At 70.7% G+C, this 14,658-nt stretch carries 11 protein-coding genes; 9 read left to right on the top strand and 2 right to left on the bottom strand.

Translation table 11 applies throughout. The features are described from left to right. Nucleotides 1-208: 208 nt before the first annotated feature. Nucleotides 209-1,738 (top strand): CoA-acylating methylmalonate-semialdehyde dehydrogenase, encoded by a 1,530-nt coding sequence (locus Q0818_RS15730; protein ID WP_298877043.1) that lies wholly within the window; start codon nucleotides 209-211, stop codon nucleotides 1,736-1,738. Nucleotides 1,739-1,894: 156 nt separating this feature from the next. Here Q0818_RS15730 and Q0818_RS15725 read toward each other — a convergent pair whose 3' ends face one another. Further along, on the bottom strand, nucleotides 1,895-3,415 hold the full coding sequence (locus Q0818_RS15725; RefSeq protein ID WP_298877041.1) for a PucR family transcriptional regulator: 1,521 nt from the start codon (nucleotides 3,413-3,415) through the stop codon (nucleotides 1,895-1,897). 127 nt (nucleotides 3,416-3,542) lie between these two features. Here Q0818_RS15725 and Q0818_RS15720 point away from each other — a divergent pair, with 127 nt between their 5' ends. Then, entirely contained in the window at nucleotides 3,543-4,874 is a 1,332-nt protein-coding gene (locus Q0818_RS15720) for an aspartate aminotransferase family protein (protein WP_298877038.1), read from the top strand. Nucleotides 4,875-4,881: 7 nt separating this feature from the next. Beyond that, on the top strand, nucleotides 4,882-6,216 hold the full coding sequence (locus Q0818_RS15715; RefSeq protein ID WP_298877035.1) for a Glu/Leu/Phe/Val dehydrogenase: 1,335 nt from the start codon (nucleotides 4,882-4,884) through the stop codon (nucleotides 6,214-6,216). A gap of 3 nt (nucleotides 6,217-6,219) precedes the next feature. Here Q0818_RS15715 and Q0818_RS15710 read toward each other — a convergent pair whose 3' ends face one another. After that, entirely contained in the window at nucleotides 6,220-6,951 is a 732-nt protein-coding gene (locus tag Q0818_RS15710) for a GntR family transcriptional regulator (RefSeq protein WP_298877123.1), read from the bottom strand. 160 nt (nucleotides 6,952-7,111) lie between these two features. Between Q0818_RS15710 and Q0818_RS15705 the strand changes: the two genes are divergently transcribed. The 6 genes from Q0818_RS15705 (at nucleotide 7,112) to Q0818_RS15680 (ending at nucleotide 14,634) form a co-directional block, all read left to right on the top strand. Next, nucleotides 7,112-8,623 carry an ABC transporter substrate-binding protein gene (locus tag Q0818_RS15705; RefSeq protein WP_298877032.1) on the top strand — a complete coding sequence of 504 codons (1,512 nt, stop codon included), beginning with the start codon at nucleotides 7,112-7,114 and terminating at the stop codon, nucleotides 8,621-8,623. Nucleotides 8,624-8,659: 36 nt separating this feature from the next. After that, nucleotides 8,660-9,592: an ABC transporter permease gene (locus Q0818_RS15700; protein ID WP_298877029.1), complete on the top strand. Its 933-nt coding sequence runs from the start codon at nucleotides 8,660-8,662 to the stop codon at nucleotides 9,590-9,592. Then, complete coding sequence (locus Q0818_RS15695; RefSeq protein WP_298877026.1) at nucleotides 9,592-10,491, top strand: ABC transporter permease; 900 nt, start codon at nucleotides 9,592-9,594, stop codon at nucleotides 10,489-10,491. Before Q0818_RS15700 ends, Q0818_RS15695 begins: the two co-directional genes overlap by 1 nt. Next, nucleotides 10,488-12,236, top strand: a complete 1,749-nt coding sequence (locus Q0818_RS15690) for an ABC transporter ATP-binding protein (RefSeq protein WP_298877023.1) — start codon at nucleotides 10,488-10,490, stop codon at nucleotides 12,234-12,236. Before Q0818_RS15695 ends, Q0818_RS15690 begins: the two co-directional genes overlap by 4 nt. After that, complete coding sequence (locus tag Q0818_RS15685; RefSeq protein WP_298877021.1) at nucleotides 12,233-13,642, top strand: amidase; 1,410 nt, start codon at nucleotides 12,233-12,235, stop codon at nucleotides 13,640-13,642. The genes Q0818_RS15690 and Q0818_RS15685 overlap by 4 nt, the downstream gene beginning before the upstream one ends. Nucleotides 13,643-13,782: 140 nt before the next feature. After that, nucleotides 13,783-14,634: an endo alpha-1,4 polygalactosaminidase gene (locus tag Q0818_RS15680; RefSeq protein ID WP_298877018.1), complete on the top strand. Its 852-nt coding sequence runs from the start codon at nucleotides 13,783-13,785 to the stop codon at nucleotides 14,632-14,634. The last annotated feature ends 24 nt before the right edge of the window (nucleotides 14,635-14,658 follow it).

Genomic DNA, 14,658 nt, shown 5'->3' with positions numbered 1-14,658 from the left:
CCCCGGAATCGACAGCCGCGCGGAAAAATTTCCCCCTCCTGTCGCCGACCGGTGAGTGGCCGCCGGGGCGAGCCATCAGCCCTCGACCGCAGCCGATGACATCCTGTAGGTCACGCCATACCTTGTTCGACGAAATGGCAGACCGGGGCGCGACGCGGGTTTCGTACTGTCGTCATGCGCCCGCCGGCGCCGAACGGAGGAGAACAGCATGGTCAGTGAGTCGCTCGTCGACATCGCGGTGGTTTCGCACTGGATCGATGGCGCGGAGCGCCCCTCGACCTCGGGCCGCACCGCGCCCGTGTACAACCCCGCGACCGGTGCCGTCCAGGCCGAGGTCGCTCTCGCCGACCAGGCCGAGATCGACGAGGCTATTGCCTCCGCCGAACGCGGCTTCCGCGAGTGGTCGCAGTACTCCATCGCGAAGCGGCAGTCGGTGCTGTTCGCGTTCCGTGAGCTGCTGAACGCCCGCAAGCCCGAGCTGGCCCGCCTCATCACCAGCGAGCACGGCAAGGTCGTCTCCGACGCGATGGGCGAGATCCTGCGCGGCCAGGAGGTCGTCGAGCTCGCGACCGGCTTCCCGCACCTCATCAAGGGCGCGTTCAGTGAGAACGCCTCCACGGGTGTCGACGTCTACTCCCTCAAGCAGCCGCTCGGCGTGGTCGGGGTCATCTCCCCGTTCAACTTCCCCGTGATGGTGCCGCTGTGGTTCGTGCCCATCGCGCTGGCCGCCGGCAACGCGGTCGTGCTCAAGCCGAGCGAGAAAGACCCGTCCGCTGCGCTGTGGATGGCCAAGCTGTGGAAGGAAGCCGGTCTCCCCGACGGCGCCTTCACCGTGCTGCAGGGCGACAAGCTCGCCGTCGACGGTCTGCTCACCAGCCCCGTCGTCCAGTCGATCTCGTTCGTGGGCTCGACCCCCATCGCGCAGTACATCTACGAGACCGCGTCGAAGCACGGCAAGCGCGTGCAGGCACTGGGTGGGGCGAAGAACCACATGCTCGTCCTCCCGGATGCCGACCTCGACCTCGTGGCGGACTCGGCCGTGAACGCCGGTTACGGCGCGGCGGGCGAGCGCTGCATGGCGATCAGCGTCGTGCTGGCGGTCGAGCCCGTCGCCGACGACCTCATCGCCAAGATCAGCGACCGCATCGCGAAGCTCCGCATCGGCAACGGCGCGGGAACCGACGGCGTGGAGCCCGACATGGGCCCGCTGATCACCGAGGTGCACCGCGACAAGGTGTCGTCGTACGTCGACATCGCCGAGGCGGACGGCGCGAAGATCGTCGTCGACGGCCGCGGCTTCACCGTCGACGGGCACGAGGACGGCTTCTTCTTCGGCCCGACCCTCATCGACGACGTCCCCACGACCTCGCGGGCCTACACGGAGGAGATCTTCGGACCCGTCCTCTCGGTCGTGCGCGTGTCGTCGTACGAGCAGGGCCTCGACCTCATCAACAGCGGCGAGTTCGGCAACGGCACCGCGATCTTCACCAACGACGGGGGAGCGGCGCGCCGGTTCCAGAACGAGGTCGAGGTCGGCATGATCGGCATCAACGTGCCGATCCCCGTCCCCGTCGCGTACCACTCGTTCGGCGGCTGGAAGAAGTCGCTGTTCGGCGACGCGAAGGCGTACGGCGTGCACGGCTTCGACTTCTTCACGCGCGAGAAGGCGGTCACGAGCCGCTGGCTCGACCCCGCCACCCACGGCGGCATCAACCTCGGCTTCCCGCAGAACAGCTGAGTCCCGGCGCACCACGACTGCCGCGACCGCGATCCCGACAGAGGGACCGCGGTCGCGGCATCCGTCGTTCCGGTGTCTTCGGCGGGCGCGACGGCACGACCGCGGCATCCGTCATGTCGACGTGCGGACGGCTCGGCTGAGCGGAGGTCGGGGCCGTCACTCGGCCGTCAGGCGCAGGGCGTTCCAGAGCTCGGCGCGCCCCCCGAAGGTCTCCAGATCCAGACCGAGGCGCAGCGACGCGCCGTCGACGCGGTGCCGCAGGGTGTGCCGATGGATGCCGAGGGCCCCCGCCGCCGTGCCCCACGAGCCGTTGTGCTCGAGCCAGACCTCCAGCATGCGCCGCAGTTCGGGGTCGTCGTCGAGGGGGAGGAGCATGCGACGCGCGACGTCGTGGGCGCGCGTCTGCTCGAGGTGACCGAGGATGCCGGATCCGGCGAGTTCGTCGAAGAAGACGATCGGCTGCCGGGCCGACGCCCGCTCCTGCGCGCGGCGGGCTTCGCCGAGCGCGGATGCGATCTGATCCCAGTCCACGCGGGATGACACGCCTCCCGTCGGGTGATGCGGGGCCGCGGCGGCGAACAGTCCGGCGTCGTCGCCGTCGGTGTACACGGCGACGACGTGGTCGTCCTGCTGCGCGAAGAACAGCGCACCGGGCCGTTTCTCGGCGAGCACCTCGAGGGCGGGGATGAGCGGGTGGGAGTCGAGCGTCTGCTCGGAATCGAGCACGTCGAGCCGGGCGACGCGGAGGGGCGCCGGGGGGAGCCGACCCCAGAGGTGCTTCACCGTGTCGCCGGCGACGTCGGTGACCCCGGCGGCGAGGAGCTCCAGGATGCCGCTGCGCAGCCGTCGACGCGCGCTGTCGAGGGTGCTGCTCTGCTGGAGCGAGATGCTCGCGAGCGCGATGACGCTGTCGACGAGGTCTTGGCGGGCGCGGTCGAACGTGGCGCTCGAGATGCCGACGGCCAGGACGCCGCGGAGGTTGCCGTGCTGGCCGAGGGTCTGCAGGGTGACCTCGCCCACTCCGCCGAGGCTCACGCGCGCGGCGGCGGCGCGGCGCCCCGCGAGCGCCGCGGCGGCGGCCTCGCGCACCGGCTCGTCGAGGGCGGCGGGGATCCCCGTCGTCTCCGAGACGAGTACGAGCGCGCCGGAGGCGTCGAAGAGGGCGACCCAGGTCTCGAGGGCGCGTTCCAGTTCGCGCAGGATCGCGCTGAGACCGTCGGGTCGGAGCGCGGCGCGCGCGACGCGCCGTTGGGCGAGCAGCGAGCGTTCCAGTCGCGCCCGCTCGTCCGCCGCGGTCGCGTCGGAGACGGCCTTGATGACGCCCATGAAGGGGGTCTGGCGCGACACCTCGATCAGCGGCATTTCGAGTCGCTCGCACTCGGCGACCAGCGCGGGCGGCACCCGATCGACCAGGATGCCGACCGACACGCCCAGGGCGCGCACGCCGAGGGCGACGAGGCGCTCGACGTAGGCGTCGACCGGGGCGTTGTGCGGCGGGAGGAACGGGGCGCCGTCGGTGAGCAGCAGACCGCCGGGTTCGAGCCACGGGGTGGGGTCGGGCAGGTCGGAGTTGTGCGCCCACGTCAGGGGGGCGTCGAGGGCGGCGTCGTCGACGGCGGCCAGGGGCGTCAGCCGGAACGAGGGCTCGGCCATGAGGGAACGCAGGTCGGCGGGCACGCGGGGCCTCTCTCTCGCGGGATGCCGGATGGTCGAAGAAGCGGTGTGTCGAACGACATACCGGCATCCAATGTTCGCACTCCCGTCGCGATGATGGAGGCAACCGCATCCGATCACCGGAGGACCCATGACTTTCGTCGCCGACCCCGTCACCGCTCTCAGCAACGCCGACATCTCCGAGGCCGACCGCAGCCGCGTCTTCCACTCGTGGTCGGCGCAGGGTTCGCTCGCGCCGATGCCGATCGTCTCGGGCTCCGGGTCGGTCGTGTGGGACGCCGAGGGCAACGAGTACCTCGACTTCTCGAGCCAGCTCGTCAACGTCAACATCGGCCACCAGCATCCGAAGGTCGTCCAGGCGATCCGCGAGCAGGCCGAACTGCTCACCACCGTGGCCCCCGCGCACGCCAACGCCACGCGCGCTCGCGCGGCGGAGATGATCATCGGGCTCGCGCCCGAGGGCTTCGAGAAGGTCTTCTTCACCAACGGCGGGGCGGATGCCAACGAGAACGCGATCCGCATGGCGCGCCTGGTCACCGGTCGCGACAAGGTCATCTCGCGCTACCGCTCGTACCACGGCAACACCGGCTCGGCGATCGTCGCGACGGGCGACTGGCGCCGCATCCCCAACGAGTACGCGCGCGGTCACGTGCACGTGTTCGGTCCCTACCTCTACCGGTCGGAGTTCTGGGCGACCACCGAGCAGGAGGAGTGCGCCCGCGCGCTGCACCACCTCGAGCGCGTCATCCAGGCCGAGGGCGCCTCGACGATCGCGGCGATCCTGCTCGAGACCGTGCCCGGCACGGCGGGCGTCATGACGCCGCCGAAGGGCTACCTCGCCGGCGTCCGCGAGATCTGCGACCGCTACGGCATCGTCATGATCCTCGACGAGGTCATGGCCGGCTTCGGCCGCACGGGGGAGTGGTTCGCGTTCCACGCGCACGACGTCACGCCCGACCTCATCACCTTCGCCAAGGGCGTCAACTCCGGCTACGTGCCGGTGGGCGGCGTCATCATCTCGGATGCCATCGCGCACCACTTCGACGACACGGTGTTCCCCGGGGGCCTGACGTACTCGGGTCACCCGCTCGCCGCGGCCAGCATCGTCGCCGCGCTCGGCGCCATGCGCGAGGAGGGCATCGTCGACAACGCCAAGCGCATCGGCGCGGAGGTCATCGGCCCGCGTCTCGCGGAGCTCGCCGAGCGTCACGAGATCGTCGGGGAGGTGCGCGGCAGCGGCGTGTTCTGGGCGATCGAGCTCGTCTCCGACCGCGAGAGCCGCACGCCCGTCACGCCCGCGACGATGGGCGCGATCAAGGCCGCTCTGCTGAGCCGCGGTCTGCTGCCCTTCATCGCCGACAACCGCATTCACGTCGTGCCGCCGTGCGTCGTCACCGACGCCGAGGCGCACCGCGGGCTCGACATCATCGACGCGGTGCTCGCCGACGTCGCCGGCGGGTGACGCGGCCGTGACGCTGACCCTGAGCCCGCCGTCGACCGCCCACCACGGCATGGTCGACTCTCCCGCCGCGGCGATCGCAGCGCGTCTGCACCGCTCCGGCGGGGGCCGCGGCGGCGCCCTGAGCGACGCCCGCGCGCAGTTCGAGGCGGCCTCGCGGCTGCTCGGGCTCGACCCGGCCCTGCACGCCGTGCTGTCGGTGCCGCACCGCGAGCTCACCGTCATGCTGCCCGCGCGGCTGCCCGACGGAAGCACCGTCATGGTCGCCGGTCACCGCGTGCAGCACTCGCTCGCGCGAGGACCCGGCAAGGGCGGCATCCGCTTCAGCGCGCGGGCCGACCTCGACACCGTGCGCGCCCTCGCGATGTGGATGACGTGGAAGTGCGCCCTGTTCGACCTGCCGTTCGGCGGGGCGAAAGGCGCGATCGCGGTCGACCCGGTGGGCCTCGAGACCGCGGAGTACGAGCGGCTCGTCCGCCGCTACGCCCGCGCCGTCGCGCCCATCACGGGCGCCGACCTCGATATCCCGGCCCCCGACGTGGGCTCCGGCGCCGCCGAGATGGCCTGGATGATGGATGCCGCCCCGGCGACCAGCGCCGGGTGGGGCACCGTGACCGGCAAGCCGCTCTCGCTCGGCGGCTCGCAGGGCCGGGCCGCGGCGACGTCGCTCGGCGTGGCATCCGTCGCCCTGTTGGCGCTGGAGCGCGCGGGCATCGATCCGCGCGAGGCCACGGCCGCCGTGCACGGCTTCGGCAAGGTGGGGCGCGGAGCGGCTCTCGAGCTGGCGCGGGCGGGAGTGCGCGTGGTCGCCGTCGCCGACGTGCGCGGGGGAGTGCATGCCGGTGACGGCCTCGACCTCGCCGCGCTCGCCGCGCACGTCGATGGCACGGGCAGCGTCGTCGGGTTCGCCGACGCGGATGCCATCACCTCGGCCGACGTGCTCACCGAAGCGGTCGACCTGCTCATCCCGGCGGCCGTCGAGGGGGTCATCACCCACGAGAACGTCGACCGCGTGCGGGCCCGCATCATCGTCGAGGGGGCCAACGGCCCGATCACCTCGACGGCCGAGACCGCGCTGCGCCACCGCGGGATCGACGTCGTGCCGGACCTGCTCGCCAACGGCGGGGGCGTCGTCGTCAGCTACTTCGAGTGGGTGCAGGCCCGCCAGGGCTGGTGGTGGGATGCCGCCGACGTCGAGCAACGGCTCGCGCAACGCATGCGCGCCTCGTGGCAGCTCGTCGCCCAGCGCGCGAGCGCCGACGGCGTCGACCTGCGCACCGCCGCGACGGCGCTCGCCGTGGAGCGGGTGGCCGAGGCCGTGCGGGCGCGCGGGTCGGAGGGCTGAGCCTCAGATCACGGCCGAGACGGAGGTGCGCTCGGCGGGGGTGAGGTCGGCCTCGTAGAAGCGGTAGATGCTCTCGACGCTCGCCTGACGCGCGGCCTGGGCGTCGCGCGCGCGGATGATCTTCACGAGTTTCGTGCCGTCGGCGACGCTGCGCTTGAGCAGGGTCTTCGGGTCGCGGTCGGAGGCGATGCGCCCGCCCATGAGGTCCGTCATCGTGTCGCTGACCACGCTGCCGCACACGGCGATGAGGCTGTTGGCCGCCGCCTCGCGGATCGTGTCGTGGAACGCGCGCACGAGCTTCGGGTAGGTCGTCAGGTCGCCCGAGTCGACGCAGTCGCGCATGCGCTGGAGGTTGTCGTCGATGCGCGCCATCTGCTCGTCGGTGTGGTGCTGGGCGGCGAGGTAGCTCGCGGTGCCCTCGAGGAAGAGGCGGAACTGCAGCAGCTCGGCGCGACTCGTCGCCTGGCGCGAGAGCTGCCCGAGCGATTTCTCGAGCAGACGCGGCGTGAACGCCGAGATGACGGGTCCGCGCGGATCGCCGGGGCGCGACTCGACGAGACCGGTCGCCTGCAGCACGCGCAGGGCTTCGCGCACGGTCGCGCGGCTGACCGAGAAGTCCTCCATGAGGCGCCGTTCGCCGGGGAGGCGGTCGCCGGGCTTCAGCTCGCCGGAGTCGATCGCGGCCTCGATCTGCTCGACGATCCCCTCGTACGCGCTGACCTTCTGGACCGGCATGAACGCCACGTTTCCTCCTCGGTTTCAGCGAAAGGCACCCCGTGTAAACACTCTGTTTCCTGGCTTGCCCCGCCGAGTTCCCTGATCCTATCGTTCGATTACTGGTCAGACCAGTAGACCGATTCTCGACTCAGCCGCACCCCACACCAGGAGTAAACCCGTGACTCTTCTCTCCCGACGCTCCGGCGCCGCGGTGGTCGGAGCAGCCGCCCTCGCGCTGGCTCTCACCGCCTGCGCGGGCAGCAGCGCCCCCGCAGCCGGCACCGCCCACGACCCGGTCGCCACCATCGGACTCACGGGCGAACCGACGAACTTCGACCTCACCACCACCTCGGGTGCCGCCATCCCGCAGGTGCTGCTCAACAACGTCTACGAGACCCTCGTCTCGCTCGACCAGGACGGCGAGATCGTCCCGCAGCTCGCGACCGCGTGGACGGTCAGCGACGACGGTCTGACCTACGACTTCACCCTCCACGAGGGCGTGACCTTCTCCAGCGGGGCGGAATTCACCGCCGACGACGTGAAGTTCTCGCTCGAGCGCGTCAAGACGAACTGGACCATCAACCAGGGCAAGATGGCGCTCCTCGACCACGTCGAGGTCGTCTCGCCCACCGAGGCCAAGGTCGTGCTGACGAAGCCCAGCAACTCGTGGCTGTACAACATGGCCGGCACCGTCGGCATCATGTTCGACACCGACGGCGTCGCCGACCTCGCCAACACCCCCGTCGGCACGGGCCCGTTCACGATCACCGAGCGCGTGCAGGGCGACCACATCTCGCTCGCCGCCCGCGATGACTACTGGGGCGAAGCGCCGCAGATGAAGGACATCACGCTGCGCTACTTCGCCGACGCCACCGCCAGCACCAACGCGCTGCGCGCGGGCGACGTCGACATGCTCTACAACATGCAGGCGCCCGACCTCGTCTCGCAGTTCGAGACCGACTCCGCCTTCCAGGTGCTCCAGGGCACGTCGAACGGCGAGATCCTGCTGGGTCTGAACAACCAGGCCGCGCCCTTCGACGACGAGCGCGTGCGTCAGGCGATCGCGTACGGCATCGACCGCCAGGCGGTCCTGGATGCCGCGTGGGCCGGCTACGGCCAGCTCATCGGTGCGATGGTGCCCCCGACCGACCCGTACTACGAAGACCTCAACGACCTGTACCCCTACGACCCCGACAAGGCGCGCGAGCTGCTCGCCGAGGCCGGAGCGGAAGACCTGTCGATCACGTTCAAGGTGCCCACGCGTCCCTACGCCACAGCGGTCGCCGAGGTCGTCGTCTCGCAGCTCGCCGAGATCGGCGTCACCGCGAAGATCGAGACCCTCGAGTTCCCGGCCGTCTGGCTCGACGAGGTGTTCACGAAGGACGACTACGAGATGACGGTCATCCTCGCGGTCGAGCCGCGCGACATCCTGACGGTCTTCAACGACCCCGACTACTACATCGGCTACGACAACTCGAAGATCGCCCCCATCGCCGCCGCGGCCGACGCCGGAACGAAGGAGGAGTGGATCGACGGCATGAAGAAGGTCGCGAAGACCACCGCCGAAGACGTGGCATCCCTGCCCCTGTTCCTCTTCCCGAACATCGTCGTGGCGGATGCCGCACTCACGGGCATCGCGCCCAACGCGGTCACCGAGTCGCTCAACATGACGAAGCTCGCCTGGAACTGACCCCACCCACCCGATAGATCCTGAAAGGGGGCGACCGTGCCTCTCCGTCTTCTCAAGCTCGCAGGGACCTTCCTGGCCACCGTCTGGGTGTCCTCGCTGCTGGTCTTCGTGCTGCTGCGAGTCATGCCGGGTGACCCGGCCACGGTCGCCCTCGGGACCGACGCCACCGCCGAGCAGCTCGACGCCTGGCGCGCGCAGTACGGCACCACGGCTCCCCTGTGGGAGCAGTACCTGCAGTGGATCGGGGGCGTCCTCCGGGGCGACTTCGGCACCTCGTACGTGACCCAGGCGGCGATCGCTCCGACGCTGATCGAGCGGGCCCAGGTCACCCTGCTGCTCGTCGCCCTCGCCATGGTCGTGGCGCTCATCGTGGCCGTGCCGCTCGGCACGTTCTCGGCGATGCGCCACGGCAAGGCCAGCGGCGGAGTCGTCTCGGCCCTGTCGCAGATCGGCGTCGCCCTCCCGAGCTTCCTCGTCGGGATGCTGCTCATCGCCGTCTTCGCGATCCACCTCCGCTGGCTGCCCTCGGGCGGCTGGCGGTGGGGGCCCGACGTGCTCCGCTACGCGATCCTGCCCGTGCTCGCCCTCGGGTCGGTGCAGGCGTCGATCCTCACCCGGTACGTGCGTTCCGCGGTGCTCGAGATCAAGGCCGAGGACTTCCTGCGCACCGCCCGCTCGAAGGGCCTCACCGCGAACGCGGCCCTCATCCGTCACGGCCTCAAGAACGCCAGCGTCCCGGTGCTGACGGTGGTGGGCGTGCAGCTCGCGGGCCTTCTCGTCGGCGCGGTCGTCGTGGAGCGGGTGTTCGCGATCCCCGGTCTCGGCAGCTACCTCGTGGATGCCGTGGCCAACCGCGACCTGCTGGCGGTACAGAGCATCGTGCTGCTGCTGGTGCTCGCGGTCGTCGTCATCAACTTCCTCGTCGACGTGGCCTACACCTCGATCGACCCCCGCCTTCGGAGGGCCTGATGTCCACCACTTCCCTCACCGCCCGCCCCGAACCGGGCACCGCGCCCGAGGCGAGCGTCCGCGAGCGCCGCGCTCGCCGCGAGCGTCGCCCGCTCGAGCCGGGCCTGGTCATCGGCGGCGCGCTCATCCTGCTGGTGGCGCTGACCGCCCTGGTCTCGCTGATCTGGACCCCCTACGACCCGACCCTCGCCGTGGCATCCGATCGCCTCCAGCCGCCGTCGCCCGCCCACTGGATGGGAACCGACCGGTACGGCCGCGACGTGCTCTCGCAGGTCATGGCGGGAGCGCAGATCACGATGCTCGTCGGCACGATCGCCGTCGCCATCGGCCTGGTGATCGGTGCGCCCCTCGGCATCCTGGCCGGGATGCGGCCGAAGCGCGCGGGCGTGCTCGTGATGGGCGGCAGCGACGTGCTCATGGCGTTCCCGGGCCTGCTGCTCGCGATCGTGTTCGGCGCGATCTTCGGCGGCGGCACCGTCACGGCGATGATCGCCCTCGGCATCGGCTCGGCGCCGGCGTTCGCCCGCGTGGCCCGCGCCGGAACGATGCAGGTGATGTCGATGGACTACGTGTTCGCGGCGAAGGCCGCCAACCGCCCCGAGGTCGCCATCGCGGTGCGGCACGTGCTGCCGAACATCGGCGGGATGCTGATCGTGCAGTGCTCGGTCAACTTCGCCATCGCGGTGCTCGCCGAGGCGGGACTGTCGTTCCTGGGCCTCGGGACCATGCCGCCCACCCCGTCGTGGGGCCGCATGCTCCTGGATTCGCAGCAGTTCCTGGGCACGAGCGACTACCTCATCATCTTCCCGGGCCTGGCCATCGCCATCGCCGTGCTCGGGTTCAACCTCTTCGGCGACGGTCTGCGCGACCGGCTCGATCCCAAACTCAGGAGTCGATGATGTCCTCTCTTCTGCAGACCGGCCCCGTGGCCACCCCGCCCGTCCAGGGTCGCGCCGTCGAGGTGACCGACCTCACCATCCGCTCCGGCGACCGCACGCTCGTGTCGGAGCTGTCGTTCCACATCGAGCGCGGCGAACGCGTCGGCCTGATCGGCGAGTCCGGTTCGGGCAAGTCGCTCACCTCCCTCGCCGTGATGGGGCTGCTCCCCGCCAACCTCCGCGCGGAGGGCACCGTCCACGTCGGCAGCGACGAGCGCAACCTCGTCGACCTCGGGGAGCGCGAGCTCGCCGGCATCCGGGGCACGCGTTCGGCGATGGTGTTCCAGGAGCCGATGACCGCGCTCAACCCGCTCATGCAGGTGGGGCCGCAGATCGCCGAGGCGATGATCGTGCACGGCACCCAGCGCGACCGCCGCGCCGCGAACGCCCGTGCGCTGCAGCTGCTGCAGGACGTCGGCATCCCCTCTCCCGCTGAAGCGGCGCAGGCCTACCCGCACCAGCTTTCGGGTGGTCAGCGTCAGCGCGTGGTGCTCGCCATTGCGCTGGCGAACGACCCCGAGCTGCTCGTGTGCGACGAGCCCACGACTGCGCTCGACGTCACCGTGCAGAAGCAGGTGCTCGACCTCGTGCTCGCGACCGTGAAGCGCCGCGACACGGGGCTGCTCTTCATCACCCATGACCTCGCCGTCGTCGGCGAGACGTGCGAGCGGGTGCTCGTGATGAACAAGGGCGAGGTCGTCGAGCGCGGATCGATCGAGCAGATCTTCACCCGCCCGCAGCACCCGTACACGCGGGGGCTGCTCGCGGCATCCGATCTCTCCGCCACCGACGACCAGGGCAAGCTCTTCACGGTCGCGACCGCGGCGAACTACCGTCCCGGGCACGCGGTGTCGCGCATGACCGCCGCCGCGCCCGAGGTGTCGGGCGACGTGGTCCGGGTCGAGAATCTCACCCGCGTCTACAAGTCGCCCCGCACGTCGCTGTTCACCGCGCCGCGGGAGGTGAAGGCGCTCAACGGCGTCTCGTTCTCGATCGCCGCGGGCGACCGGTTCGGCATCGTCGGCGAGTCGGGTTCGGGCAAGTCGACGCTGCTGCGCCTGCTGTCGGGCCTCGATCAGCCCACCTCGGGCGAGCTCGAGGTCGTGGGCCGGAGCCTGGTGAAGGCCGGGGCGAAAGACCTCGCCGAGCTGCGCCGCAACCTGCAGATCGTGTTCCAAGACCCGATGGCCTCGCTCGACCCGCGCATGCGCATCCGCGACATCGTCGCCGAGCCCCTCCTGAACGCCGCGAACCTCGAGAACGGCACCGCGATGAGCGCCAAGGAGCGAGCGGATGCCGTGGCCGAGATGATCGAGGCGGTGGGCCTGCCGCGCGACGCGGTGGACCGCTTCCCGCACCAGTTCTCGGGCGGGCAGCGTCAGCGCATCTCGATCGCCCGCGCGCTCGTGTGCCGCCCGCGCATCCTCGTCGCCGACGAGCCGGTCAGCGCGCTCGACGTGTCGGTGCGCGCGCAGGTGCTCAACCTGCTCGCCGACCTCGTGGACGAGTACCGCCTCACCCTGATCTTCGTCTCGCACGACCTCCACGTCGTGCGGTACCTGTGCGATCGCGTCGCGGTCATGCGCAAGGGCGAGATCGTCGAGCAGGGTCCGACGGAGTCGGTCTACGCCTCCCCCCAGCAGGAGTACACGCGCGTGCTCATCGACGCGACTCCGACCATCAGCCACGTGCAGGAGACGCGATGACCGCGCAGCCCACCATCACCGCCCCGATCGAGATGACCGGCGCCGTCCTCACCGCCGGGTACGCGTCGGGGGACTTCACCCCGGTGGATGCCGCCGAGTCGGTGCTCGCCGACATCGCCGCCCGCAACCCCGAGATCAACGCCTTCACCGACCTCGACCCCGCTCAGGTGCTCCAGGATGCCGCGGACTCGGCCGCCCGGTGGGAGCGCGGCGAACAGCGGGGACCGCTCGACGGCGTGCCGGTCACGGTGAAGGAGAACTTCGTGCGTGCCGGCATCCCGGCGCACGCGGGTGTCGCCGGTACCGCCGGCGTGATTCCCGAGCGCGACTCGCCCGTCGTGGAGCGCCTGCTCGAGCAGGGCGCAGTCATCGTCGGCTCGACGACCATGCCCGACTGGGGCATGCTCTCGTCGGGCGTGTCGAGCCTGTCGGGCATCACCCGCAGTCCGTGGAACCCGGAGTGGACCGTCGGCGGGTCGAGCGCCGGAGCGGGAGCGGCCGCCGCGGCCGGCTTCGGTGCCGTCCACATGGGAACCGATATCGGCGGCTCGGTGCGCCTGCCCGCCGCGTGGACGGGGGTGGCGACCCTCAAGCCCAGCAACGGCCGCATCCCGCTCGACAACCCGTACTTCGGTCGCTCGGCGGGCCCGCTGGCCCGCACGGTCGCCGACGTGGCGCTCGGCATGCACGCCGTCGCCCGCCCCGACGAGCGCGACTACACCTCGCTTCCGGATGCCGACATCGACTGGTTCGACCTCGACACCGACGTGCGGGGTCGCCGCATCGCCGTGCACATCGACCCGGGCGCGGGCATGCCCGTCGATCCGGAGGTTCGCGCGGCCGTGCTGCGCGCCGCGGATCTCTTCTCGGATGCCGGAGCCGAGGTCGTGGAATTGCCGGCGTTCATCGACGACGGCATCCTGCGCGACATCGACGACTTCTGGCGCATCCGCTTCTGGCGCACCTACCTGGGCCTGTCGCACGAGGCGAAGATCGCCGTGCTGCCGTACATCGCCGACTGGGTGCACCCCGGTTCCGACATGACGGGTCGCCGCGCCCTCGAGGCGTACGAGACGTTCGGCGAGCTGCAGAAGCGCACGGTCGCGGCGACGTCGGCGTTCGACGGCGTGCTCGCGCCTGTCGCTCCGGTGGCGGCATTCCCGGCGGAGTGGCCGATGCCGTGGGGCTTCGACGCGAGCGAGGCCATGTCGCACATCGCGTTCACGCTGCCGTACAACATGTCGGGGCAGCCGGCGTCGTCGGTGAACTGCGGGTTCACCGCGGATGGGCGGCCGATCGGGTTGCAGATCTCGGGGCGGCGGTTCGCGGACCTTGAGACGCTGCAGCTGACGGCTTGGTACGAGGGGGCGCGGCCGGTGGATGCGAGGCCGGTGTTTCCGAGCTGAGCATTGGGGGCGGATGCCATGGGGGGCGCGTGGCCGGCGCGTCCGTGATTCTCGGGAGAATCTCACCTCGTCTCACCGCCTCGGGCTGAGGTGAGGAGGAGTGGGCCCTGAGCTGCTCGCCATTGAGCAGACTGGATGCCATGGCCAGGCACTTACGGCTGCTGCGGGCGGTCGCTTTGCTCGCAATAGGTCTCCTCTCGACCGCCTGCTCGTCTTCGAGCGACGATCCCGCCGCTGCCGGGCAGGCGGGAGCTCCGCAGACCGTGCGCCTGCCCGATGCGTCCGGCGGCTTCGACTACCAGCTCGGCGGCCCCTATCCGCCGCCGTCCGGGGTCACGATTGTGGAGCGCGATCGAACCGCCGATCCTTCCGGCGCGGGGTACGACATCTGTTACGTCAACGGCTTCCAGACCCAGCCCGACGAGTCGGGGGCCTTCGCCGCGGCCCACCCCGAGCTGGTCGTGCAGACCGGGGCCGGCCCGCTCGTCGACGAGGGGTGGCCCGACGAGTACCTCTTCGACACCTCGACCGCCGATAAGCGTGGCGCGCTCGCCGAGCTGGTGGGGGAGTGGATCGACGGATGCGCTACCGACGGCTTCGCCGCGGTGGAGATCGACAACCTCGACTCGTACACGCGGTCGGGGGAAGCCCTCACGGCCGACGACAACCTCGCACTCGCCGCGATCTATGCCGAGCGCGCTCACGCCGCCGGTCTCGCGATCGCGCAGAAGAACACGGCCGACCAGGTATCCGCGCTTCGCGCTCTGGGGTACGACTTCGCCGTGACCGAGTCGTGCTTCGAGTTCGAGGAGTGCGAGGCGTACACCGCGGAGTACCCCGTGGTGCTCGACATCGAGTACACCGACGAGCTCGGGGAAGACGGCTTCGCCCAAGCGTGCAGCGACCCGGATCGCCCGGCCGTCATGATCCTCCGCGATCACAGCCTGGTGACGCCCGACGACGCGGAGTACGTGTATCGGAGCTGCGAGTGACGTTCGCGGTGCACGTCGACGACA

The organism is uncultured Microbacterium sp. (genome assembly GCF_947489255.1).
In the GTDB taxonomy this organism is placed as follows: Bacteria; Actinomycetota; Actinomycetes; order Actinomycetales; family Microbacteriaceae; genus Microbacterium; species Microbacterium phycohabitans.
This window is presented reverse-complemented; position numbering and strand designations above follow the sequence as displayed.

What these genes read in the sequence shown, in the direction of transcription:
- Q0818_RS15730 (WP_298877043.1), top strand. Translation starts at nt 209, where the DNA reads ATGGTCAGTGAGTCGCTCGTCGACATCGCGGTGGTTTCGCACTGGATC.
- Q0818_RS15720 (WP_298877038.1), top strand. Translation starts at nt 3,543, where the DNA reads ATGACTTTCGTCGCCGACCCCGTCACCGCTCTCAGCAACGCCGACATC.
- Q0818_RS15710 (WP_298877123.1), bottom strand. Translation starts at nt 6,951, where the DNA reads ATGCCGGTCCAGAAGGTCAGCGCGTACGAGGGGATCGTCGAGCAGATC.
- Q0818_RS15695 (WP_298877026.1), top strand. Translation starts at nt 9,592, where the DNA reads ATGTCCACCACTTCCCTCACCGCCCGCCCCGAACCGGGCACCGCGCCC.
- Q0818_RS15690 (WP_298877023.1), top strand. Translation starts at nt 10,488, where the DNA reads ATGATGTCCTCTCTTCTGCAGACCGGCCCCGTGGCCACCCCGCCCGTC.
- Q0818_RS15685 (WP_298877021.1), top strand. Translation starts at nt 12,233, where the DNA reads ATGACCGCGCAGCCCACCATCACCGCCCCGATCGAGATGACCGGCGCC.
- Q0818_RS15680 (WP_298877018.1), top strand. Translation starts at nt 13,783, where the DNA reads ATGGCCAGGCACTTACGGCTGCTGCGGGCGGTCGCTTTGCTCGCAATA.